Origin of the sequence: Sphingomonas sp. Leaf22, assembly GCF_001421715.1 — a bacterium.
Taxonomy (GTDB): Bacteria; Pseudomonadota; Alphaproteobacteria; order Sphingomonadales; family Sphingomonadaceae; genus Sphingomonas.
Genome location: NZ_LMKP01000041.1, coordinates 99761 through 122390, shown reverse-complemented (window position 1 = coordinate 122390; position 22630 = coordinate 99761). Strand labels below are relative to the sequence as shown.

General features: G+C 65.1%; 16 protein-coding genes. 5 read left to right on the top strand and 11 right to left on the bottom strand.

Going from position 1 to position 22630, the window contains the following annotated elements:
• Nucleotides 1–78: 78 nt before the first annotated feature.
• From ASE70_RS14265 to ASE70_RS14255, 3 genes are all read left to right on the top strand, one after another.
• Entirely contained in the window at nucleotides 79–1545 is a 1467-nt protein-coding gene (locus ASE70_RS14265; RefSeq protein ID WP_156356284.1) for a glycoside hydrolase family 125 protein, read from the top strand.
• Between the two features lie 388 nt (nucleotides 1546–1933).
• On the top strand, nucleotides 1934–2119 hold the full coding sequence (locus tag ASE70_RS14260) for a helix-hairpin-helix domain-containing protein (RefSeq protein WP_056506809.1): 186 nt from the start codon (nucleotides 1934–1936) through the stop codon (nucleotides 2117–2119).
• Between the two features lie 308 nt (nucleotides 2120–2427).
• A complete protein-coding gene (locus ASE70_RS14255) occupies nucleotides 2428–2928 on the top strand; it encodes a hypothetical protein (RefSeq protein ID WP_056506129.1) in 501 nt (166 codons plus the stop codon).
• A gap of 55 nt (nucleotides 2929–2983) precedes the next feature.
• Here ASE70_RS14255 and arsH read toward each other — a convergent pair whose 3' ends face one another.
• The 4 genes from arsH to ASE70_RS14235 are packed head-to-tail and all read right to left on the bottom strand — an operon-like array spanning nucleotide 2984 to nucleotide 5788.
• The gene (gene arsH, locus ASE70_RS14250; protein ID WP_055760927.1) at nucleotides 2984–3730 is read right to left on the bottom strand and encodes an arsenical resistance protein ArsH; all 747 of its coding nucleotides are present in this window, start codon (nucleotides 3728–3730) and stop codon (nucleotides 2984–2986) included.
• Nucleotides 3730–5016 carry an arsenic transporter gene (locus tag ASE70_RS14245; protein ID WP_056506126.1) on the bottom strand — a complete coding sequence of 429 codons (1287 nt, stop codon included), beginning with the start codon at nucleotides 5014–5016 and terminating at the stop codon, nucleotides 3730–3732. The genes arsH and ASE70_RS14245 overlap by 1 nt, the downstream gene beginning before the upstream one ends.
• Nucleotides 5016–5444 carry an arsenate reductase (glutaredoxin) gene (arsC, locus tag ASE70_RS14240; RefSeq protein ID WP_056506125.1) on the bottom strand — a complete coding sequence of 143 codons (429 nt, stop codon included), beginning with the start codon at nucleotides 5442–5444 and terminating at the stop codon, nucleotides 5016–5018. The genes ASE70_RS14245 and arsC overlap by 1 nt, the downstream gene beginning before the upstream one ends.
• 11 nt (nucleotides 5445–5455) lie before the next feature.
• Nucleotides 5456–5788: an ArsR/SmtB family transcription factor gene (locus ASE70_RS14235; protein ID WP_055760935.1), complete on the bottom strand. Its 333-nt coding sequence runs from the start codon at nucleotides 5786–5788 to the stop codon at nucleotides 5456–5458.
• Nucleotides 5789–6059: 271 nt separating this feature from the next.
• Here ASE70_RS14235 and ASE70_RS14230 point away from each other — a divergent pair, with 271 nt between their 5' ends.
• Both ASE70_RS14230 and ASE70_RS14225 read left to right on the top strand, forming a co-directional pair.
• On the top strand, nucleotides 6060–6890 hold the full coding sequence (locus ASE70_RS14230; RefSeq protein ID WP_082451050.1) for an aldo/keto reductase: 831 nt from the start codon (nucleotides 6060–6062) through the stop codon (nucleotides 6888–6890).
• Nucleotides 6891–6895: 5 nt separating this feature from the next.
• Complete coding sequence (locus ASE70_RS14225; protein ID WP_055760937.1) at nucleotides 6896–7381, top strand: metallophosphoesterase family protein; 486 nt, start codon at nucleotides 6896–6898, stop codon at nucleotides 7379–7381.
• 845 nt (nucleotides 7382–8226) lie between these two features.
• Here ASE70_RS14225 and ASE70_RS19350 read toward each other — a convergent pair.
• From ASE70_RS19350 to ASE70_RS14185, 7 genes are all read right to left on the bottom strand, one after another.
• A complete protein-coding gene (locus ASE70_RS19350) occupies nucleotides 8227–9045 on the bottom strand; it encodes a phage antirepressor N-terminal domain-containing protein (RefSeq protein ID WP_082451049.1) in 819 nt (272 codons plus the stop codon).
• A 17-nt stretch (nucleotides 9046–9062) separates the two neighbouring features.
• The gene (locus ASE70_RS14215; RefSeq protein ID WP_156356283.1) at nucleotides 9063–9335 is read right to left on the bottom strand and encodes a hypothetical protein; all 273 of its coding nucleotides are present in this window, start codon (nucleotides 9333–9335) and stop codon (nucleotides 9063–9065) included.
• Between the two features lie 1298 nt (nucleotides 9336–10633).
• The gene (locus tag ASE70_RS14205) at nucleotides 10634–11161 is read right to left on the bottom strand and encodes a phospholipase D-like domain-containing protein (protein WP_200925644.1); all 528 of its coding nucleotides are present in this window, start codon (nucleotides 11159–11161) and stop codon (nucleotides 10634–10636) included.
• A gap of 17 nt (nucleotides 11162–11178) precedes the next feature.
• Nucleotides 11179–13398, bottom strand: a complete 2220-nt coding sequence (locus ASE70_RS14200) for a hypothetical protein (RefSeq protein WP_056506106.1) — start codon at nucleotides 13396–13398, stop codon at nucleotides 11179–11181.
• Entirely contained in the window at nucleotides 13391–17734 is a 4344-nt protein-coding gene (locus ASE70_RS14195; RefSeq protein ID WP_056506103.1) for a helicase-related protein, read from the bottom strand. The genes ASE70_RS14200 and ASE70_RS14195 overlap by 8 nt, the downstream gene beginning before the upstream one ends.
• Nucleotides 17731–20481 (bottom strand): hypothetical protein, encoded by a 2751-nt coding sequence (locus tag ASE70_RS14190; RefSeq protein WP_056506101.1) that lies wholly within the window; start codon nucleotides 20479–20481, stop codon nucleotides 17731–17733. The genes ASE70_RS14195 and ASE70_RS14190 overlap by 4 nt, the downstream gene beginning before the upstream one ends.
• Nucleotides 20481–22085 (bottom strand): N-6 DNA methylase, encoded by a 1605-nt coding sequence (locus ASE70_RS14185; protein WP_056506098.1) that lies wholly within the window; start codon nucleotides 22083–22085, stop codon nucleotides 20481–20483. Before ASE70_RS14185 ends, ASE70_RS14190 begins: the two co-directional genes overlap by 1 nt.
• Nucleotides 22086–22630 lie beyond the last annotated feature (545 nt).

Genomic DNA, 22630 nt, shown 5'->3' with positions numbered 1-22630 from the left:
AAGCCAAGCCGTCGCATCGGGCTTTCCTCGGCGGTCATTGCAGGGCAACGGTCCCCTGACGCTTATGGAGGAACCGCGATGCCGACCGACCGACGCAATCTGATGGTGCAGGGTGCGCTGCTGGGTGCCGGCCTTGCGACCGCCGGGATCGCACCGGTCGCGGCGGGGCAGGGGGCGGTCGCCCGCTTCCCGAGCAAGCGTCCCGCGCCCGCCGATCGTCGCTTCGTTAGCAGCGCGGTCGAACAGGAAATCGCACGGGTCAGCCGGATGATCGCCGACCCGGAAGTCGCGTGGCTGTTCGCCAATTGCTACCCGAACACGCTCGACACCACGGTGCGGATGTCCACGGTCGACGGCAGGCCCGACAGCTTCGTCATCACCGGTGACATTCCCTGCCTGTGGCTGCGTGATTCGGCCGCGCAGGTGAAATCCTATCTGCATCTTGCCCGGCAGGATGCGAAGCTGCGCGAACTGTTCCGCGGACTGATCGCCCGCCACGCGCGCAGCGTCCTGATCGATCCCTATGCCAACGCCTTCATGGAAGACCCCGGCGCGCCGACCTCGCTTTCGTGGGCCAAGGCCGACGATACCGAGATGCGACCCGGCGTCGCCGAACGGAAATGGGAGATCGATTCGCTATGCTATTCGATGCGGCTGTCGCACGGCTATTGGCGTGCGACGCGCGATGCCGCGCCGTTCGACGCGCAATGGGGCGATGCGATGCGCGCGATCGTCCGGACCTTCCGCGAACAGCAGCGCAAGGACGGCCCGGGTTCGTATAAATTCCAGCGCGCCAGCCGCCAGCCGACCGAGACGTTGCTCGCGGGCTATGGTGCGCCGACGCGCAAGAACGGCATGATCCATTCGGGTTTCCGCCCGTCGGACGACGCCTGCCAATATTCGCTGTTCGTGCCCGCCAATCTGTTCGCGGTGACGACGCTGCGCGAAATGGCGCAGGTCGCGAACGAAGCGCGCCACGATGCGGTACTGGCGAATGACGCGACAGCACTCGCGAACGAGGTCGCCGCCGCAGTGGCGCAGCATGGCACGATGCGCCTGCCCGATGGCAGCGACGTCTGGGCCTATGAGGTCGACGGCTATGGCAATGCCATCTTCATGGACGATGCCAACGTGCCGTCGCTGTCGAGCCTCGCCTGGCTCGGTTGCGTTCCCGCCGCCGACGCCCGGTGGCAGCGGACAGCAAAGGCTGCGTGGAGCGAGGCGAACCCGTGGTTCTTCAAGGGCAAGGCGGGCGAGGGGATCGGTGGCCCGCATCAGGGGATGGACTATATCTGGCCGATGTCGCTGATCGTCCGGGCGCTCGGCGCGACCGATGACGCAACGATCCTGCAATGCCTCGCCACGCTCAAGCGGACCCATGCCGGCACGGGCTTCATGCACGAAGCGTTCGAAAAGGACGATGCGGCCAAGTTCAGCCGCGACTGGTTCGCATGGGCCAATGGCCTGTTCGGCGAACTGATCCTGCACGTCGCCGCAACGCGACCGCACCTGCTCAAGATGCCACTCGACGGGGTCAGGGTCTGAAAGTGCAAGGACAAGACCGCTGCCGAAGCAGCTCTACCCGAGCCAGGCCCTTTGCCGGCTGGTGACCCCTACGAGAATCGAACTCGTGTTTTCGCCGTGGAGCGAACTTGTTGAATAAAATCAACGCTAGTTGCCCGATGTTGTTGGAAAGGCTCGCCATTAAGTATCAATGGCTTAGCGGGGGCGGGGCACCGTGGCGATGTCGGATTGCACGTACTGCTGCGCGATTTTCTCAGGTGTTCGTGCTTCGGAGGGCAATCTGAGAAACACCGTCCGCTCTGGGCGGACTTGTACGGGCGTTTGGCCCAACCCACACTGCCTTTCAGGCTGAGTATCGTTACAGTCCGTCGAAGCGAACATGCTTTCGCCAGTTCGCTGGGAGACGCTAATGATCAATCTGAATACCGCTACCGCTGCGGAACTTGACGAAGTCCAGCAGTTACGCGGACACGGTTTTGAGATCGTAAGATACAGGGAGGAGCGTGGGCGCTTCGACGAAGTGCGACAACTCGAAGAGGTTCCCGGCCTGGCTGGCAAATGGAACGGTGCCGAGGAAAATGTTTCGCTAGCGTAATTGGCGTCGTTGCTGAAAAGTTCAATCATAGAGAGGTAATCGGACTACTCGACTCCCGAAAGGGGCCATTCGTTGCGCCCTTCTTTCCTGTTTCCCCGTCCCCAACAGGCTTTTTCGATAAAATGCTATCAGGAACAGATTTTGAGAAAGCAGGGGCTGCCTGCGCCCGACCGTCGCTGCAGTCTGACGGGCGACCGTCCCGCTAGGTTTCGTTTGCGGGAAGGATGCGTCGCTTGCGCCAAGTCTTCTCGCTGGATGTTGGCACCATCTAGCAGTAAAGCGGTGATCGATCAGATTGAGAGGCGTCGGTGAAGCAAGGGGCATTGGCTGTGGCTCAGCGTCACTGGTTCTATCTCGTGCTTCCTCTCCTCCTCATCACCGCGCTGACCTTTCGGACGTCCTATCCCTGGCTGCTTGATCCGAAGCTAGGCGAGGCAGCGACAATCTTCGATTGGTGCGTGTTCGTGCCGCTGATCTACGCGGTGTGTTATCGGAACATGCCTCGCCGCGCTCTCGCGGTTCGGAAATTGGCGATGGTTTGTGGCGGGATATGGATCGCGGCTAAGATCGTGCCTGATCAAGCCGAGACAATCCTGAGCGAATTGGGTTGGGTTCGCGGTCTCGGTATTGCTGTGTTAGCCGTTTTCGAGGGCGTGGCTTTCGTTGCGGTCCTGCGTATCTTGTTCGGTAGCGAACCCGATGCCGTTGCATTGGAGCGCCAAGGTATTCCTCCCTTACTGGTCAAGTTCATGCTTGCCGAAGCGCGCTTCTGGCGCTGGGTATGGTTGAGGCTAAGAAGCATGAAGTGACGGCTGCGGCTTCAGGGGCGGGTTTCCCTAACTTCGATCCCGAGCCGAAAAACCGTTAGGATTGCGGTCTCTCCGCAATACTGGACAAGTCAGTGGCGGGGTCGATCGGCACGCCAGCTTCTTTGCGCTCGGAGTAGCGGTCGACGAGCTGGGCGGTATGCGGGCGCAGCAGCACCGTGAAGCGCACGAGCTCCTCCATCACGTCGACGATCCGGTCGTAATAGCTCGACGGCTTCATGCGCCCGACATCGTCGAACTCGGCGAACGCCTTTGCCACCGACGACTGGTTGGGGATCGTCACCATTCGCATCCAGCGGCCCAGCACGCGCAGCGTATTGACGCTGTTGAAGGACTGCGATCCCGCCGACACCTGCATGACCGCCAGCGTGCGGCCCTGCGTCGGGCGCATCCCGCCCATGCTGAGCGGCAGGTGGTCGATTTGCAACTTCATGATGCCGGTAATCTGGCCGTGGCGTTCGGGGCTGCACCACACCTGCCCCTCCGACCACATCGACAGCTCCCGCAACTCGTGGACGACCGGATGATCGTCGCCCGCGTGCTGGTCGGGCAGCGGCAGGGTGGATGGATCGAAAATACGCGTCTCGCACCCGAAGAAGCGGAGCAACCGCGCCGCCTCTTCGATGCACAGGCGCGAATAGGATCGCTCCCGAAGCGACCCGTAAAGCAGCAGGATACGGGGCGGCGGATCGCCAGCGCCCAGCCCGAGGGCGGGCCGATCAAGCGCATAGCGTCGATCGAGCGCGGGCATATGGTCGGCGTCGGGAAGGTCGCGCAGAGGCATCAGGCAATTCCCATTCGCAGCGCGAGCGCCGCCAAGGTGATGAGCAAAACGGGCACGGTCAGCGTGACCCCGACCCGGAAATAATAGCCCCACCCGATCCGCACGCCCTTCTGCCCCAGGACGTGCAGCCACAGCAGCGTCGCGAGCGAGCCGATCGGCGTCAGCTTGGGGCCGAGATCGCAACCGATCACGTTGGCGTAGATCATCGCTTCCCGGACGGCCCCGGTTGCGTGCGTAGCGTCGATCGACAGCGCGCCCACCAGCACGGTCGGCATGTTGTTCATCACCGACGACAGGACGGCCGCGATTACGCCCGTTCCCAGCGCCGCGCCCCACACGCCGCCTTGCGCGGTGTAATCGAGCAGCGACGCCAGATGGTCGGTCAGACCCGCATTCCGCAGGCCATAGACGACCAGGTACATGCCGAGCGAGAAGATCACGACCTGCCACGGCGCGCCGCGCAGCACCTTGCGTGTCTCAATCACGTGGCCCCGCCCCGCGATCACCAGCAGCAGGACCGCGCCGGCAGCGGCGACGGCGCTGACCGGCACGCCGAGCGGTTCGAGCAGGAAGAAGCCGGCGAGCAGCAGGGCAAGGACGATCCATCCGGCGCGGAAGGTTGCGGCATCCCGGATCGCGGCATCGGGCGCGCGGAGCGCAGCCACATCGTAATCTTGCGGTATATCGCGCCGAAAGAAGATCAGCAGCGCGCCCAGCGTTGCGGCGATCGACACCAAATCGACCGGCACCATCACAGCCGCATAGTTGCCGAACCCGATATCGAAAAAGTCGGCCGACACGATGTTGACGAGGTTGGAGACGACCAGCGGCAGGCTGGCGGTGTCGGCGATGAACCCCGCCGCCATGACGAACGCCAGCGTCGCCTTGTCCTTGAACCCCAGCGCCCGCAGCATGGCGATGACGATCGGCGTCAGGATCAGCGCCGCGCCGTCATTGGCGAACAGCGCGGACACCGCCGCACCCAGCAGGACGATCAGGACGAACAGCCGGCGACCATGCCCCCCGCCCCAGCGCGCGACGTGCAGCGCTGCCCACTCGAAGAACCCGGCTTCATCCAGCAACAGGCTGATGACGATGATCGCAACGAACGCGGCCGTCGCATTCCAGACGATGCCCCATACCACCGGCACGTCGGACAGAGTGACCACGCCCGCAAGCAGCGCCACGACCGCCCCGCCCATCGCGCTCCACCCGATGTCGAGGCCCTTGGGTTGCCAAATGACGAGCGCAATCGTCGCGACGAAGATCAGGACGGCAAGGAGCATCAGACGACGCGCTGGCCCGACGCATCCACCACCTGTTCGCCGTCTTCCTTTGCGAACGCGCCGCGCTGGGCGCTCGGCAGCAGGTCGAGGATGGCTTCGGACGGGCGGCACAGCTTCACGCCGAGCGGTGAAACGACCAGCGGCCGGTTGATGAGGATCGGGTGCGCTATCATCGCATCGACCAGCGCGTCGTCGGACAGCGTCGTGTCGCCCAAGCCCAGCTCCGCATAGGGCGTGCCCTTCTCGCGCAGCAGATCGCGCGGCGTCATGCCAGCACGGTCGATCAGCTCAACCAGCAGTGCGCGCGCGGGCGGCGTCTTGAGATACTCGACGACATGCGGCTCGATGCCGGCATTGCGGATCAGCCCAAGGGTGTTGCGGGACGTGCCGCACTCGGGATTGTGGTAGATCACGATATCGACGGCCACGGGGCTTCCTTTCAGCAGCAGGGGGTGAGTTCGGCGATCAGCGGCGCGCAGACTTCCGCATTGCCCGCGCAACAGTCCTTCACGAGGAACAGCGTCAGCGCGCGCAGGCTGTTCAGGTCGGCACGGTAGATGATCGAACGACTATGGCGTTCGGAGCGGACCAGGCCGGCGCGGGCGAGGATGCCGAGGTGCGCCGACATGGTGTTTTGCGGCACGTCGAGTTGACGGGCGATTTCGCCTGCGGCGAGGCCGGCAGGTTCGTGACGGACCAGCAGGCGAAACACATCCAGGCGTGTTCCTTGTGCCAAAGCGCCCAGCGCGGCAATTGCTACATCGTTTTCCATATATCCAGCATAGACGATATTCAATCTTGGGCTACCCCCTTTCGGCCGGGTCGCGGCGGACAATGGCTCTCACAATTCGTGCGAAGAAAGGTTTCAAGAAGGCTGATGCATGATCGTTCCAGCGTCGTTCCTGGGAAAGGCTGTGCCGCGCTGCGTCGGCTATTGCCCTTGGCGTTCTCGCACTTGGACTTTCTGCGTTCTGCCACTAGGCGACGCATCCTCCCGCGCGCCCGCCCGTTTGCTATCACCTTTATCCGGGAAAGGATCCGCCATGCGAAATGTTCGACTACCATCGGGCGAGGCCGTACCTTCGCTGGGGCAGGGCACGTGGATGATGGCAGAGCAGGCCGATCGCCGCGATCATGAGATCGCAGCACTGCGCGCCGGCGTTGAGCTCGGTATGACGCTGATCGATACCGCCGAGATGTACGGCGACGGTGCGGCCGAGGTGCTTGTCGGTGAGGCGCTCGGGGCTGTGCGGGACGAACTTTTTCTAGTGAGCAAGGCCTACCCACAGAATGCTTCCCGGCATCGCTTGCAGGCGGCCTGCGAAGCGAGCCTGCAACGCCTGGGGACGGACCGCCTAGATTTGTACTTGCTCCATTGGCGCGGATCGGTGCCGTTGCACGAGACGGTCGAGGCGATGAACGCGCTGAAGTCCGCTGGCAAGATCCGACAATGGGGCGTCAGCAACCTCGATGTCGACGATATGCAGGAGCTGATCGACGCAGGGGGCGGGGAGTGCGCCGTGAACCAGATCCTGTACAATCTGAGTCGCCGAGCTCCTGAGCACGACCTCATACCTTGGCTCGTGGAACAGGGCATCCCAGTGATGGCATATAGTCCAGTCGAGCAGGGTCGGCTGCTGGATGATCCGACGCTGCGGCAGATTGCGGAAAGCGCCGGCGCGACGCCAGCTCAGGTCGCGCTCGCGTGGACGATGCGAAGCGGCGATGTGATCGCAATTCCGAAAGCTGGGACGGTCGAGCATGTGCGGGAGAACCGACAGGCGGCGGACCTTCATCTGTCAGAGGAGAACCTCGCCGCCCTCGAGCAAGCGTTCGCTCGGCCACTCGGCCGGTGCCCACTCGAAATGCTGTAGCGGCCGTGGCTGTCTTCTTCACGTCGGACACGCACTTTGGGGATCATCGCACGCTTAACATCCACAAGCGGCCGTTCGCGACCGTTGCGGATATGGACCGTGAGTTGGTTTCCAGGTGGAACGCAACTGTCACGCCGGACGACGAGGTCTGGCACCTCGGTGACGTTGCACGGCGTCCGCAGGACGTGTCGGGAATCCTGTCGGCGCTATATGGCAAGAAGCACCTCATTCGCGGGAACAACGACCCGGTCGCTACCGGGGAAGCGGCGGGCTGGTCGAGTGTTGCGGACTACACAGAATTGTCACTGGATGGGACGGCGGTGGTTCTCTGCCACTATCCCTTCCGAAGCTGGAACGGCCAGCATCGACGTTCGATCAATCTTCACGGCCACAGTCACGGTCGCTTGACGCGAATGCTGCGGCAGTTCGACGTGGGCGTCGACGCTCGAGATTTCCGTCCTGTCACTTTGGCGTCGCTTCTCATCGGATGAGGCAGGGCAGGGGAGAGGACCCGACTCAGGCGTCCTTATTGGCGTCGGGGCTGCGGGTTGTTTGGCCAGCTGGCTGCACCCTACCACCCCGCCTCGAGCCAGAGCCGCCGCGTGGTCGTAGATCGGTCGACGGCCGCAAGTCGCGTCCGCGTTGCGACCCCGGATTACACGCTTTTCCCCCCGCCTCGCCCGCGCGCTTTTCGTGGCGCTTTCGACGCATGCAGCGTCCCTAGCGAAACCGGCGGGAAAGCTGGGCGAAATGCCGCCATTCTTGGTCGCACTCGCGACGCAGATCGACGCAGCTGGACGAGGTGCCGGCGACTGCCCGTGCGAACGCGTCCGGTAGCGCCAAACCCGGCGCGCGATCGCCAGCGAAAATCGGTGAGCGAGCGCCCGAAAGCGTCCATATCGTGCGCGTTTGGCAGGGTGGTTTAGTAGTCAGGGGGGAGGCGGGAAACTTCTTATCTCTCGAACAGTCGTGCAATCTCAATGACTTGAGACGTTACAAAGACGCTTATCCCATCGTTACTGATAATAGACTTAGATTCGAATATTTTGGTTTGAAAATATCGTTCCTTTACAGTGGGATAAGTGTTTTTGCCGGGGGCATGTAGGAAGCGATAACGCCGAGCGTGTTACATCGAAAATGGCGGATTTCCGCCGTTTTTCAGGGGATCAAACCGGGGGATAAAGGAGATAAGACTTTTCCCGACCCCCCTCCCAAGCCGTGTTTCCGGCAGCGAGGCTCGTCCTTGGCTGGCGGCAACAGCGCACAGCAGAAGGGCCGGAGCGCGCATCCGCGTCCCGGCCCTTGCCTGTACTCCGTTCGCCCGTAGGGGCAAAGCTCAGTCGGTGTCGGTGAAGACCCAGCAATGGATGCCGCCGCCGGTCAGGCGACTGTTGACCGTCTTCGCTGCGATGTAGCGCGGGTCGCTTGCCCGCAGCGCCCGACCGAGCCGCGAGTCGACCTTCAGCGTGATGCCTGCCCGCTTGAACTCCTCAGCGAGCGCGGTGCGGTTGATGGCCAGCAGGCCGCTGGTCCGGCTGTGGTTGAAGACGACGCCGCGTCGCTTCAACTCGGCGATTCCTGCCCAAAAAGGCGCAACCGCGTCAGAGGGATGCGGGGCGTCGAAGCCCAAATCGTTCATTGCCGGCGGTGCCATGCCGATGTCACGACACAGGTCGCCGATCATCGCATGGATGACACGGCGTTCAGTGCGGTTGCGAGTGTGCTGCAGCCTCGCGGTCAGCCGTAGGACCTGGTTCTGGATCGCGATGCGTGACTGGATCGGCATCGCGGCCGGTAGTTGGGCAGCGCCGTGGAAGTGATCGAACAACACCCGGAATGCGCGGCGCTGATACGAAAGGATCAATTCACGCTTGAGAGCGTCCCGGACCCGTTCCGGGTGCAATGTGACTAGCCAGCCCTGAAATTGCTCCAGTTTAAGGGTGACCGCCTCTTGCTCGCCGCCGGTTGAGGGAACGTGTGTAATGCACATGCCCTCTTTGAGCGCCGGATGACGATTAATGCGCTGATATTGCCCGTTCCAATCAAGCCCGAGCGCCGAGACGATTGGCTTCATTACGACGAATACGTCGGCGTCAGCCCGTACGGTCGTGATCTGGTGACTCTCGAACGGTACGAGTTCGATACTGGTAGCCATCGCTCCAACTCCCCCGTTCACGAACTGATGCGTCGGCCGTGGGAGAAGGTCATGCCGTCCAGCATTGTGCCCAACCGATCGCTAATAACCAGCATCAGCGCGGAAAGGTTGTGGCAGGTGATCTCGGGGGTCTCGGTGGCGCGTTCAAGACGACCGTCGAAGGCGAGTTCCGCGACGCCAGCCAGCGCATCGCGAACTAGCGTTAGGTTCATGAACTCATTCTCGGTGATCGCGTAATGGCCTTCCTCGTTCACGGAACGCCGGGTATTCGAATCAGCAGCCTGTGCCATGGGTTAGGTCCTTGGAACTGGTTAGGCGCAGCCGTCTGCTACAACACACGGTTGCGCCGCTTGTGCAAATTGCACAAGTGAATGGATACCTAGCCACTTAAAGTGGTCCGTCAAGGCACTTGTGCAAAATGCACAATTTGGTAAGTCGCCGGCTATGAGCGATGAACCTAAGGATGTCCGCTTGCCAGTTATGGTGACGCGGTCTGAGGCCAAGGCAATAGATGATTGGCGATTTGAGAACCGGGTTCCTACCCGAGCCGAAGCCATCCGGCTGCTTATCGCTGCAGGTTTGAAAGGTTCGGTGGAGCGCGCCCAGTAGGAGCGACGCACTTCCGGATCGCAGTCCGGTTCCATGCCCTAGCGAAAGGTGAGGTTCCAGCAAGATTGGCACGCAAGGGGCCGGACACTAAATTCGGTCGTTTATAGGGTTCTAGGAAGCACACATCACGCTGTTATGAGCAGCGCTAAGTCATTGTAGAGGAACAGTTATTATCGATTACTAGTACGGAAAGCTGCTACGTACGTTCACTAGCAACGGAATGTTGGAGACATCCGCAGCTTTCGATCTACCTGTCGGCACCTCACGGCGGCGATACCGGGTGCGGTAACGAAGCGCTTTGGACAGAAGCGATCAAAGGACGGACCGGCGGGAATGATGTCATCTATGGTGGAGCCGGAATTGGACGACATTTGCCAATGTCCCAACCAGGCGCTCCAAGCCGACATCGACCGCAGGATTGCCGAAACGCTGAGTAACCTTGATACCCGGAACGGCAGGCTATTGTGCCTCACGGACCGCGAAGAGAATGTACGAGTGTCGCCCCTTCTAAAGCGGAACGATGGCTAGCTCAGCGCAGCTCGACCCCCAACCGGAATGCTCCAGATTGGTGGTGAGCGGACTGTCCGCTTTGGACTGGCGGGTGGCGTAAACGGCCGTTCGTTTATTTGGCGGGGAAAGGGCTCTATCGCCTGCCGAGAGTCTACGAGCATGATCGGGCGCAGCGCTCCGGCTGCCGATCACAGCGCGCTTAATACTTTCCTTCAATGACCCGTCACGGTGGGCGCCTCTTCCGCATCCGTGGCACTGCGACGCTAGTCGGTGCGGCCGCCGGGGAGTGTTCGCGGCTCGGTTGCATGTATTTGTTGCTTCGTGTGCCGCGTTGACGGGCAGGCTTGCGACCGTCGACGCGACGATCGGCATCGACGAGTTGCGAGGCCAAGTGACGCCGCGTGGTCGCCGCACCCTGAAGGGAGCGTTTCGTCGGACCGGCCATGACGTTTTCGCCGCAGGCGGCGCATCAACCTTTCGCCAAGGACGTTACGGCGTCCAGCAGGACCTTGACGGCGGCGACGGCCGGGCCCTCGACCAGCATCCCGCACTCGAGATTGGTCGTCTTCGATCGCCGCAGCAGGTTGGCCGACCCGACATAGGCCGCGACGCCGTCGGCAAGGACGATCTTCGCGTGGAACGTCTCGCCAGTGCCGTCGGCGCCGCCGTAATCGATGATCCGAGTTGCGCGATCCTCGACCCGCCTACCTTCGGCCCCGCAGGCGAGAAGCTGCGTCGCATCGCGGAGGACAAGCACGCGCTCCGTCGCCGTGGTCGATTCGAACAGGCCCGCAGCCCAGGCCGCCCCAATGCGGTCGATGTAGGGGATCATGATGGCGAAGCGTTCGCGCGCGAGTCCAGCGATGTGCTGGAACGCGTCGGTGGTGTGCGTGAGCGCCACGTATTCGCTGGCGATGTCCGCCGCGAGTGCGCTGGCAAGCCGGCTCGGCTCGGGCGGCATCGTCACCACCAGCCGGGCGGTCGCCTTGGGCGACACCAGAACCTCCCGCGGCATCAGGCGATGCTTGGATCGAAGAAGCCGACGAGGTTGGGCGCGGTGCGCGGCTCCCACTCGGGTCCTTTGCCGCCCTTGAGAACCGCGCGCGACAGCAGCAGGTTCGAGGCGATACAGCTCACCTCGGATACCATGACGCACGCCGGGCAGGCGCCGCCGCGCGCGTCGCAGAGGCTGCCCGATCCGCAGCGCAGCGTCCTCGGGTCAAGCGCGCGCTTGAGGAACGCCTCAGCGTAGTTACGCCACATCGCGGATATGTTGCCGAGGTCTGGAGTCATGCCCTTACGGTAGATCACGAAGGAGAGGTCGGCGGGGAATATGTGCTCTCCGATCCCGTCGCGGTCGACGCCGGACGTGTCGGCGAGCGAGTGCATCATCTGGTGGGAGAGCGTGTGGAGCAGCAGGTAGACGTAGGCGGGCAGCGTGCGCGGGTAGCCGCCCTGGCCCTCGCGGTCTTTGAACTCCTCGAGAAAGGGTCCGAAGTCGGCGTAGCGCTCGAGATACGCCCGTCCGGCATGGTCGGCCGGCGCGTCGACGATCTGGTTTGCCTCCAGCCAGCGGAGGACGCGAGCCTCGTCCAAACGGAAGTATAGCGCCTCGTTGAGCTGTTGCGTGACATAGACCGGGCGCTTGTTGTCGGCGATCGGCAGCTGGTCGAAAGCCTTGAGCCGGACGGGCATGTCGACGCGCTGGCCGTTGTGCTCCCGCTGGTAGATCGGCGTCGCGGAGACGCGGGTGTAGCCGAAGCTAAATTCGCATATCGGCAGTCCTCGGATCAGGACCAGGCGCTGCATGCCGAGATGGCCGAGCAGAGACCCGACGGTCTGCTGATATCTGGCCTTCCGAACCGGGTCGTTCACGACGTCGGTCAGCGCGACGTCCGGGTTCATCACGTCCACGGCCGCGTGCCGCGCCATGGCCTGGTCGATGTGTTCGCGGACGAACGCGTCGTGCTGCATCGTGAGCCGAATCGGGTCGTATCGTCGCGTCCAGTCCTCGCGCACTGCGATGGCCTGCAGGACGGCGGGGCTGCCAAGCTGGCCGCGTTCCGCGATGCCGTCGGCGAACCACGCTTCGCGGAGGCCGGACGCCGCCTCGCGGTGCCGCTTGGCGGCGTCGGCCCGGCCGGAGGTCTCCGCCTTCTCCGCCATTCGCACGTAGGTCTCGTATTCGTCCCATTCGTCCGCGCGCGCCGGGTGGGCCTCGACGCCCTTGCGGATCTCGTCCTCGGATGGCTCGGCGAACGGTATGTCGTGTATCTGCGCCAGTCTGGCGACGAGGCCGTCGCGCCGCTTCGGGGTCATGAGCTCGACGACCGCGCTGTCCTCGAACACGATGAAACTGGTGCGCTGGACATAGAAGGTTGAATTTGCCCGGTATGATACCGGGAGCATGTTGACCTCGATCCACTGGAACTGCCGGCCGCCGTCGTTCTGCTGGATCTGCAGGCGCTCGAGCGTGTCGGGGTTCGCCTTCTTCAGCGCCCTGGTCTCGCCGCAGCCCTCGCAGACGTATCGCCATTCCGAGAACACGGGCGCAGCGTTCCGCAGCTTGAAGCTGGAAGACCCGCAGGTGCACATCCTGATCTGCCGCGCGGAGCCGGTCTGCGGGTCGAAGTTGTAGTTGAACGGACTGAGCGGCTCGATGTCGCCGGACCAATGGGCGTAGACGACGTCAATCTGCGTCCAGCGGGCTTCGTGGCCGTTGCACTTCCTCGGCAGCGGCTGCCTTGCCTGGTCAGCGACGCTGTCGAACTCGCGGGTGGAGCCGCAGATGCCGCACCGGTAGAGGAGTGGATAGGGGACGTATCCGACCTTGTCGGGGCTGGTCATCTGGAAGTCGGACCGCTGCACGCGGGCTTCGCCCGACTTCGAATCACGGAACGGGGTGTCGAGGACGAGTTCCGGCAGCGCGTCGGGCAGCACCTTCATCACCCGGTCGCGCCAGTTCGTCACCGCGTCGTTCAGGTTCTCGAAGATCAGCTCTATCGTCGTCGGCTTGAGGTCCTTCGCCTCGTTGGGCAGCGGGACCGAGCGGCAGATTCCCTTGCCTCCTTCCCACGTCATCAGCACGCCGGGCGCATAGGAGCCCGCGATCTGCACACGCGAGCGCGACATCGTCGGCGGTTCGAGCGGATCGGGATCGGCTCGCGCCGCGCCGATCGACGAAGGTCGCCGCGCCGGAGTGGTGCGCCAGTCTTTCCCAGCCTTGTCAGCCATTGCTGCCCCCGTCCGCGTCGAGTTCCGAGGCGCTGCCGCGCTGGGTCCTGATCGCCTTCATTACCTTCGCGATGTCGCGCCGGTCGATGTCCGCGGACCTGCCGCGTGCCCGCGGGTCGCGCATGGCCGCCACTATGTATCCGGCCTCGTCGACGTCCCGCAGCGATGTCATGGGCGGCTTGAAGACGGGCACGTCGGTCCAGTAGTCGCGCAGGCTCGGGATCGTCGCGAGGCTCGAGATGTGTCGAGCGAACCGCTCGACTTGGTTGTCGACCAGGCCCCGGTAGAATTCCTCATAGTGCGGCGATCCGAGGTGCGACGGGCCCTTGCCGGCGAAGCCGCTCGCCCGCAGCATGAACGAGACCAGCTCCTTGGTGAAGCCGAGGTGGTCGCGCTTCTCCAGCGCCGCGAGGCGGCTGACCTGGTCCATGTGCGGGACCTCGAACTTGCTGGCGTCTTCCTTGGCGATGAAGTCGCGCGCCTCGCGCAGCATGGCCCAGGCCTGGACGTAGGACGCCATGGTCCGCTTGATCGCGTTCTCCGCCCAGCGCTCCACGGCGGGAGGCGCGATCATGCGCTCGAGGAAGCGGTGGAAGATGTCGTGGGTCTCCACCACGTAGCGGTCGCGCCTGCTCTGCGGAGTGGGGAGCAGCATGACGAAGCCCACGTGCGTGCGGCCGACACGGCTGGACGCCTGGATGTATTCCGCGATGTCGGAAGGCAGTCCGGCGAAGAACATGCTGTTGAACCTGTCGACGTCGACGCCGTGGCTGATCGCGGAAGTGGCCACGATGTTGCGCACCGTGCCGGCGACGTCGGGGTAGTCGGTACCCGCGAACGAGCGGTCGGCGGCCTCCATCACCGCCTGGATCTCCTTCATGTCGATACCGCCGGAGATCAGCCGGCTGTCGAACGCGGCGTGGGCGCGGCCGATGCGTCGGTGCTCCTGCTCGACCGCCGCGCTGAGGGCGTCGATCACCTGGTCGCCGCCCTTCTTGTTGGTCACGTATGCGAGGGCGATCCGGTGCAGGTCGACCAGCGCCATGATGTCGGCCTCGCGGCCCTGCCCGACGGCACGGTCGATGGCCGCTCGGTGCCAGTCGCCAGCGCGGCCTGGAGAGACCGCCGCACGAATTTTCGCGATCGTCTGCGGACGTCTCACCTCGTCGAGCATGCCGTCCCAGAGCGAGGTAACGATGCCGTGGAAGGCGGCGAGCACGCCGACGGTGGTCACGGTGTGCGTCGCATCGTTCGTCATGAGCGAGACGTAGAGGCGCATCCAAGGCGCGGTGGCCTCCGGTGCCTGCGCGAACGGCAGCGATGCGGCGAGCGCTACGCGGTCACAGTTCCCAGCGGGTGGGTCCGCGGGGGCCGCGAAGAATGAGTGGTAGAGGTCGGAACCCGGATACGGGAAGCGCAACGGAGTGCGCTGATAGAGGGTCTCAAGCTGCCGCTCGGGGGCCGAGATAGTGGCGGTCGCGGCGATGATCTTCGGCATCCGGGCCGCGCCCCAGCCGTCGCCGCTCCAGCGTCTGGCCACGCCGAGCGCGTCGCCGGCCATGTCGGCAATGTCCTCGAGCGTCGTGTCGAGCAATGTGTCGAAGAGGCCGCTGAAGGTGCCCAGGCTCTCCTCGAGGAGGTGCGCCTCGTCCTGGATGATCAGCGACGGGAACGGATCGTGGAAGACGTGCCGTCCCGTGTCGTAGGCGGGATACACGTTCGAGCAGCGGTCGGCGGCGGGGTCTCGTTTGAGGTCGGCCTCGCTGCGCGGGTTGTCGAGGTTGCCGCGATGGTCGATGCGCCGCGCGAGGCCGAACATGCCCAGCACCTTGCTGATGGTGCTGGTGTTCTGTCCGAGCATCGCGAGCTTGTCGACGGTGCCGAGCACGATCGATGGTGCGCGCGCGTAGACGGCGTCATCCGTGAGCAGGAACGGGAGCGGATGGCGACCGCCGTGGGCCTTGTTCCAGTCGCAGGCGTCGTTGAAGCACAGTATCGCGGCGCGCTTGCCGAATTGGCCATCGGCCTCGTCGCGCCTCAGGCCTGTGGCCTCGCCGCAGACCGGGCATTCCGGGATCTTGTCGAACGCCTCGCGCGCGTCGACGTAACGCCGTCCGCGGTCGCGTTCCTGGTCGTCGCCGGTCTCGCCGTCGAGGGCGCTGTCGTCGGCATGCTCGTGGTCGCTCGTCAGCGGTATATCCGACTTGAACGCACCGTAGTGGTTCGGCGTGTTCTGGCTGCCAACCCAGAAACCCATCTCGAACGGCCAGGTGCCGACACCGTGCCGCTTGCGCACGAGCTCCGCCCTGACGACCAGCTTCAGCAATCGCTGCGCCTGCTGGAGCGTCAGCAGCCGGAGCGGGTATCGGATCATTGCGGTGATGCCGCGGTCCTTGCCGCGAAGGCGGTCGAGGAACATCGCGAACAGCAGCGTTCCGTAGAACGCCTCCGACTTCCCGCCACCGGTGGGAAAGTAGAGCAGGCTGACGCCGTCCTCGTCCAGCAGCGGATCGTGCGCCTCGCGCCACTCCTCCATCCGGGACGCGAACACGGGCACGTGCGCCAGCACGAACGCCATCTGGAAGAGGCGCCATCCGCGGCTCGGGTCGGACGCGTCTCGAAGTGCGAAGGCCTCGTTGGTCATGATCCAAGCCCGCCACGGCGCCGCACGCCGCTCGAGCGCGGTTCGGTCTCCGCCGCCGCCGCCATCGGCGAGTGCGTCAGCGGCCGTCTTCGATGCGATCAGCAGCTCGATTCCGCGTTCGATGTATTGCGCTTCCGCGCGCTGGGCCGCGATGTCCTTCCGCAGCCGCGCCGTCTCGATCGCGGCGTCCGCCGGTTCGAGGCCGGCGGTGACGGTGCCCGCGAGGCGCGCCTCCTGACGATCGATCCAGGCCAGATACTCTCGCGGCAGTTCGAGCAGTCTCGACGCGTCGAACGCCGGATCCTTGAGGACGGCGAATTGGAATGGGAGCTCGAGGTTGCGCGCGACGATCCTGGGCTGCGCGAAGCGCGGCGCGCAGGTTGTGCGCAGTCGCAGGTCGCTGCCTTCGATCTGCGCCTCCACGCCGCAGTTGAGGCCGATGGCCGGATATTCCAGGTGCTCGCGGAAGCGGTAGGACGGCTCCACCCGGTCCAACCGCAGCTGACGATGGGCTGTGGTCGGCATCTCGATCGCCAGGCCGGCGTTGAACACCGTGTTGCACCGGCCACGCGCGTCGGCCGGCGTCGGCTCGGGCGACTGGTTGTCGAGCATGATGCGCATCGACACGGAGCTCGGGTCGAGGAAGTCGGTCTGGCGCTCGACCTTGACGACCACGCGGGAGAGGTCGGGGACGATGCGGTTGCGGTCGATCGGACGTGCTGCGAGCGCCGCCAGGGCCGCGCGCCATTTCTCCTCGGTCAGCGTCTCCCCGGGTTGCACGGACACGTCGCGCCAGGCAGTCGTTGCTCCCGGTCCGGCGATCCAGGCCTCGAGCTGTAAGGCCACTGCATCGCCGAGCGTCCGGTTGTATGCGTCGACCATGGAGGCAAGGTCGCCGTCCGGCGCGTCGCACCCGAACTCAAGCGTCGGTAGCTCGAGGTCGAGCCGCGTCCATTTTCCGGGAATGGGTGCGGGGTCGACGAGGCCGAGCGGCAGCTCGCGGCGATCGCGGACCAGTCGGGCGATCGGAGGCAATGGCGGTTTCGCGTCCTCCGGCGTGTTCTGGTCAGTGTCTGCGACGTCCGCCGGAGGCTGCGGGGTGTCGTCCGGATCCGCGTCCTCGGTGAGCAGCTTGATACCCTGTGCGGCGTAGGCCTTCCGCCTGACCTCGGCCAGGATCTGCGCGCGGGTCGCGCGCACCGTCGAACGCTTCGCCTCGTCCATGCCCTTCCAGTCGGGCTTGTCCACGCCGGCGGCCTGCAGGGCCGGCAAGCGTTCGGTCCGGATCGCATCGTCGATCTGTTGCTGGATGTTCGCCCGTAGCCGGAAGTCGAAGTCGAGCTCACCGCCGCCCGCGATCAGGTCCGCCCAGTCCGGGACGACCCGGACGTAGACGGAGAAGCGGGGCGTAACCCGCATCGTGGCGCCGGAACCGGCGACGGACATCAGATCCACGCCGACGGCGGCGACCCTGATGTCGGTCGTCTCGTCGGCCTGGCCAGAGGTGTCGAACCGAGGCAGGAGCTGTGCTGCGAAGATGCCCCGCCTCGGCGAGCCGCCGAGCAGGTTCCGCCCGCGCTCGTCGCCGCCGGCGACGCGCTTCACCAACGCGTTGACCAGTGAATCGCAGACCGCCTCCTTGAGCTCGACGTCGATCTTGGAGAGCTCGCTGTTCGACTTACCCTTGATCATCCCTTGAAGCTCCGGACATTGTCGACGACCGCCACGTGCTCCTCCGCCATGGACCGCAGCAGTCGGATCTGATCGGTGCGGTCGCGGTTGCTCGCCATCGCGGCGTGCGGGTCGGTGAGGATGCCGCGGAACGCATCGTGGAACACGTTGCCGTAGCGCAAACGGTGCGACCGCTGGGCGACAACCGCCCACCGCCAGAAGTTGCTCGCCATGCCTTCGCCGATCCCGAGGGCCCCGGTGAAGCGCATGAACGTCTCGCGATCGCTCGGCGCGTGTGGAACCACGTCGTGCAGGGGCTTTTCGAGTTCATCGGCCAGGTCGATCCAGTAACGCGCCCGTTCCCTCGTGACCGACTGGTCGCCCATCCGCGCGACGAGCGTCCGCAGCTTCGCCTGGATCGACGTCTCAGGGATCGCCGCGAACCGTTCGGCCACCAGCTCGTGGTAGTCGCGAATCTCCTCTGAGGCGGTGGCCTGGATGTTTACCAGCGTGCGTGCCCGCTCGACGAAGCTGTGGCCGATCACGCAGACCTCGTCGCCCGGCTTAACCGCCGAGGCCGGACGCTCGACGAACGAGGTGAGGGTGGCGCCGTCGTCGCGCAGCACGATCTCGGTGCTGCGGCGCGCGATTATCCGCTGCTTGTTCTTGAGCTCGATCTCGACGAGGTTGCGCTCGCCCCGACCGCCGCCACTCAAGTCGACCACGGTGCCGTTCGGGAATTCGATGTCGTCGGTGGGCATCTCGAATCGGACGACGTGGCGCCCGATCTCCTCGACCCTGGCGTTCGCCTTCGACGCGAAGTTGCGGAGCCGGTCAGCCAGCCGCGCGATCCCGATCTCGTCCGCCAACCGCTCGGCATCTCGGGCGGCGAAGGCCAGCGTGTCGGCGTCGGCGAGCACTGCCACCTGTTCGGGCAGCCATGGCTGGCTGAGCGTGGTGAGGATGGCGGTCCGTGTCGGCGCTACGATGACCACGCGCTTGAACTGGTTCCGGCCGCCGCGCGGCAGGTCGGCGACAGCCTTGAGAATGCGCTCCCCGCCGAACCGGATGAATTCAGACTCGATGCGCGCCGCCAGCTTGGGCTCCGTGCCACCCAACCGGTCCGCGGCGAACTCGGCGACCAGGTCAGATCGGAAGACGAACACCGATTTCGAACTCGACCGCACCGCCGGCTTCACGACGGACTCGAGCAGCGTCGTCATCGGGGTCGCCGCGTCGAAGGTCCGCATGATGTCCCGCGCCTTGCCGAGCGCTCCATCGTCGGCGTCGACCTGGCTTGCGAGGCTGCGGGGATCGGCGAGCGTGGCGATGTCCGCGGCGGCCCGATAGACCGAGAGCAGGTCGCTAGCCGCCGCGGCCGAAGCCTCCCGCTCCATGAAGCGGGCCAGTTCCGCCAGGGAGCCGGGCAGCGAAGCGGTGCGGCGTATGGTGCCCACCAGGTTCCGGGCGGTTTCCGCTCCCTTTGGATCGCCTCTGTCCGATAGGCTGTTCGCCAGGTGGCGGACCGCCTCTATCCCGTGCGCCGTGTCGCCGAAGAAGCCGTCGGCCTCGATGCGGATGCCTCCTTCGAACGGAGTTGGCGCGGTGGAGACGGGCTGCACGATGTCAGGCGTCTGGGAATAGGTCACGTGCCCTGGCGCCGGGATCTGCTTGCCGTTCCTGCCAGGTCGGCGCGTGCCGAGGATGTCGAAGCGCGCGGTCCGGTAGGTCCATGGATCGTCGGCGATCGCGAGAACGCCGGTCGCCGGATGCACCTCGCGCAGGCAGGCTATCATCTCGGACGCCTTCTCTACCCAGTTCCACCCGAGCCTGTTGCGGGCGTTCCTTGTCAGGTCGAGGATGAGGAGGTCGGGGCTCCGCTTGATGGCGCGGAGGTCCACACCGATCCGCTCGCCGGCGCGGAGCGTGTAGAGGAAGAAGTCCGCCTTGTCCCGGTCGTCCGCCTCGTTCGAGCGGCTCTGCTTGGCGATGTCTGTCTTCGAGCGCGTTCGCCACAGCAGAAAGCTGTTGGTCGCCCGTTCGCCAAGCGGTGTCGCGTGCGGGACGATCTCGTCCAGGATCGGATGCTCGAACTCGGCGTAGTCGCGGCCGTCCGAGGCGCGCCCGTTGAGGTTGCGGACACGGCCGAGCACCTGGTGGAAGTCCTTCGCCGCGTCGCCACCGCCGTTCATGTAGCGTTTGACGTGCTCGAAGTTGACCGCGCCGAGCTGGTGGCGGCCGACCTGCACCTGACGCGCCTGCGCATGGGTGCTGCGGGCGTAGGGGAAGACAACCGCACGGACCTCGTCGGACCGGCGCCGCACCATCTCGGTCGCGCCCTGCGACTTCACCCTCTCCTGCTCGGCGCTGCCGACCGCCGCGATGGTTAGCAGCGCCGCAATCGCGGACGGCGAGATTCGGACCGGCGGCCACGGTATCACCACCTGAACCGAGCCGTCCGATGCGACCTCTGCGGCGGAGCGGACGAGACGCTGATAGGCTGGCGTGACGGCGGCCGCCTCGCTCAACCCGAGCCGGTGGAACGGTTGCGCCGCGAGTGCCGCCATGTAGCTCTCGACGTCCCGCGGCCTGCGTCCGGGCACCGACGGGGGAGGCGGCATCAAGCTGGCCGCTTGCGAGCGCTCGGCCCTTTCCTTCGCCATCTTCGACAGGAGCGCCTGGCGCTTGTCGAGCGTGACCCGGCGCTGCTCGGCGCGGTCGTCGAGCCCCGTGCCCGGCGGCTCCTGGAATGGTCGGTTGCGCGGCATCAAGCGTCCACTGTCTGGGGTGCGTGCCGGTATGCGGCGCTGGCCGCGGCCTCGGTATCGCCGTCGGCATCCTCGAGGGCGGCGGCGAAAGCCGTGGGTGGCGGCAGATCGAGCTGCCGTAGCAGCGTCACCGATACCGCGGCGGTGCCCGATACCCTGCGGTAGCGTTGGTCAACCGCCGCGGTGTTCAGCAGCTTGACCGCGAGCTCCAGTTTTTCGGGCTCTGCCCCGGTCAGAACGATTGTATGGTTCTCGGTGACGAAGCCGCCCCACTTCGACATGACCGACGGATCGACCATCGCAGCGACGAGGCGCCTGGGCTGCTTGTCGTTGGTCGTGCGCTGCATGACGGCGGCCGTGCCGGCCACGATCGCCGTGCTGTCATTGGGGAAGGTGACGAAGTCGGTGCCGGCGTTCTTCTTTCCGCGCGGCATGCATGCGGTGCCGGGCCGCACGTTCTTGGCCCAGATGAGCGGATATCCCCGTTCGCGCCGGCGCAGCTTCGCGACGAGCCGGTCCTTCTCCCGGTTCCACACGAAGTAGCCGGCGCGCGCCGTCACGCCGTAGTCGGCCAGGGTCGAGCCGCCGACGAGCGTCGGGTCGATGGCGGGCAGTGGCCACGCGTCGCCCGGCTCCGCCGGCAGGGCCTGCCGGATTGCCGCGACAGTCGAGGGCATGGCCCCGACAACCGGGAAGCTGACGGTTGCGGCTGCGTCGTGGGCCTTCCCCTTGCGGGCGATCAGCACACTGATGTCCTGCGCCACGTCGATGAAGACGCCGTCGCGCCCGGGGATCGAGCCGACGGCGAGCACTTCCGCCTGCGAGCGGATGAACGCGCGCATGCGGTCGTATAGCGGACCCGCCCGGAAGCTGGACGGGATCACCAGCGCGACGATCCCGCCGGGCCGGGCGTGCCGGAAGCACAGTTCCGCGAAGAGCGCGTATTTGTTGACGTGTCCGCTGTGCGCGACCTTGCGCCATGCCCTGCCGCGCACGTCGTCGAGGCCGACGCGACCGTAGGGCGGATTGGCGATCACGAGACCGTAGGACGCGGGTATCGTGACCCGCAGCGCGTCACCGGTGATGATCACCTCTCGGTGGAGCGGCGAGCCCAAGCGCTCCGCGATCAGGCGTCCGGAAAGCGTGGCGAGTCCCGTGTCGATCTCGATGCCGTTCAGGCGATATGCCACCTCCTTTGGGTTGAGGCCGGCGATGGCCATGCGGCCAGCGAGGGTCGAGAGGAACGCCGCGCCCCCGGCCGCCGGATCGAGCACGGTGTCGTTCTCGATGTCGAAGCCAGCCTCGATCGCGAGATCCACCACGGCGTCGGCCACGGTCGGAGGCGTGAAGTAGGTGGCCTGCGACCGACGGACCTTGGTGGGCAGCAGAAGCGTGTAGAGCGTCCCAACCCAGTAGTGGCGCTCGTCCACAGGAAGCGCCTGCAACGCGCAGCGGAAGACGTCCAGGCCGGGGTCGCCGATGTCAGCGAGGAGGTCGAGGCAGATGTCGGCGCGGGCCTGGGGTGTGGTTGCCCGTTTTGCGAGCGAGCGGGCGGTTGTGCGCGCGTGCGCGAGCAGCGCTGCCTTCGTCCCCCTCGCTTCCATCCCGCATCCCCCTGCGCCGATCCCACTGCGCCCAGCGGTTATAGGACGGCGTTTTCTGCCCGCAAAACCGATCGGGGCCAGTCTCTTATCGTATTTGGATTCATTGCGACCGCAACGATTTCTTTCCGAGTTCGAACCCGGGTGCAGCGACGCCGCTCGTGAGTTCTTGGTCCCGAGGGAGAAGAGCTTCGCCTTTTAGCCTGCAAGCCGATAAGCGCATGCTGCACAAGCTCCGGCTCCCGTGTGGAATATCGCGGAGTAACCCGCCGCCTGTCTTGAGCGGCGTTTCGGCGATTGCCAATTTTGGCAACCAGTCAGCATCCCAAGACATACGCGGCGCTTGTGCTCGCGTGGTTGGTGCTCAGCGCGGCCGGCAGGCCCACGATCTCGAAATCGCTCCAGCTGTAGCCTTCGACAGCAGGCAGCCCTTGATGTCGGGATATGGGTCATCCGGCTCGCGGCAGGTTTCGACCAGCGCCCGTCGTCCCCATTCGCTTGTTCAGGGGTCTTGAACAAAGCATATAGGAAGGCTCTGACCCGTGCTC

Bases quoted from the DNA above. Each gene is read 5' to 3' on its own strand.
- ASE70_RS14230 (WP_082451050.1), top strand. From the start codon at position 6,060: ATGCGAAATGTTCGACTACCATCGGGCGAGGCCGTACCTTCGCTGGGG.
- ASE70_RS14185 (WP_056506098.1), bottom strand. From the start codon at position 22,085: ATGGAAGCGAGGGGGACGAAGGCAGCGCTGCTCGCGCACGCGCGCACA.
- ASE70_RS19350 (WP_082451049.1), bottom strand. From the start codon at position 9,045: ATGGCTACCAGTATCGAACTCGTACCGTTCGAGAGTCACCAGATCACG.
- arsH (WP_055760927.1), bottom strand. From the start codon at position 3,730: ATGCCTCTGCGCGACCTTCCCGACGCCGACCATATGCCCGCGCTCGAT.
- ASE70_RS14260 (WP_056506809.1), top strand. From the start codon at position 1,934: ATGATCAATCTGAATACCGCTACCGCTGCGGAACTTGACGAAGTCCAG.
- ASE70_RS14265 (WP_156356284.1), top strand. From the start codon at position 79: ATGCCGACCGACCGACGCAATCTGATGGTGCAGGGTGCGCTGCTGGGT.
- ASE70_RS14200 (WP_056506106.1), bottom strand. From the start codon at position 13,398: ATGGCTGACAAGGCTGGGAAAGACTGGCGCACCACTCCGGCGCGGCGA.
- ASE70_RS14190 (WP_056506101.1), bottom strand. From the start codon at position 20,481: ATGCCGCGCAACCGACCATTCCAGGAGCCGCCGGGCACGGGGCTCGAC.
- ASE70_RS14245 (WP_056506126.1), bottom strand. From the start codon at position 5,016: ATGCTCCTTGCCGTCCTGATCTTCGTCGCGACGATTGCGCTCGTCATT.
- ASE70_RS14215 (WP_156356283.1), bottom strand. From the start codon at position 9,335: ATGGCACAGGCTGCTGATTCGAATACCCGGCGTTCCGTGAACGAGGAA.
- ASE70_RS14195 (WP_056506103.1), bottom strand. From the start codon at position 17,734: ATGATCAAGGGTAAGTCGAACAGCGAGCTCTCCAAGATCGACGTCGAG.
- ASE70_RS14235 (WP_055760935.1), bottom strand. From the start codon at position 5,788: ATGGAAAACGATGTAGCAATTGCCGCGCTGGGCGCTTTGGCACAAGGA.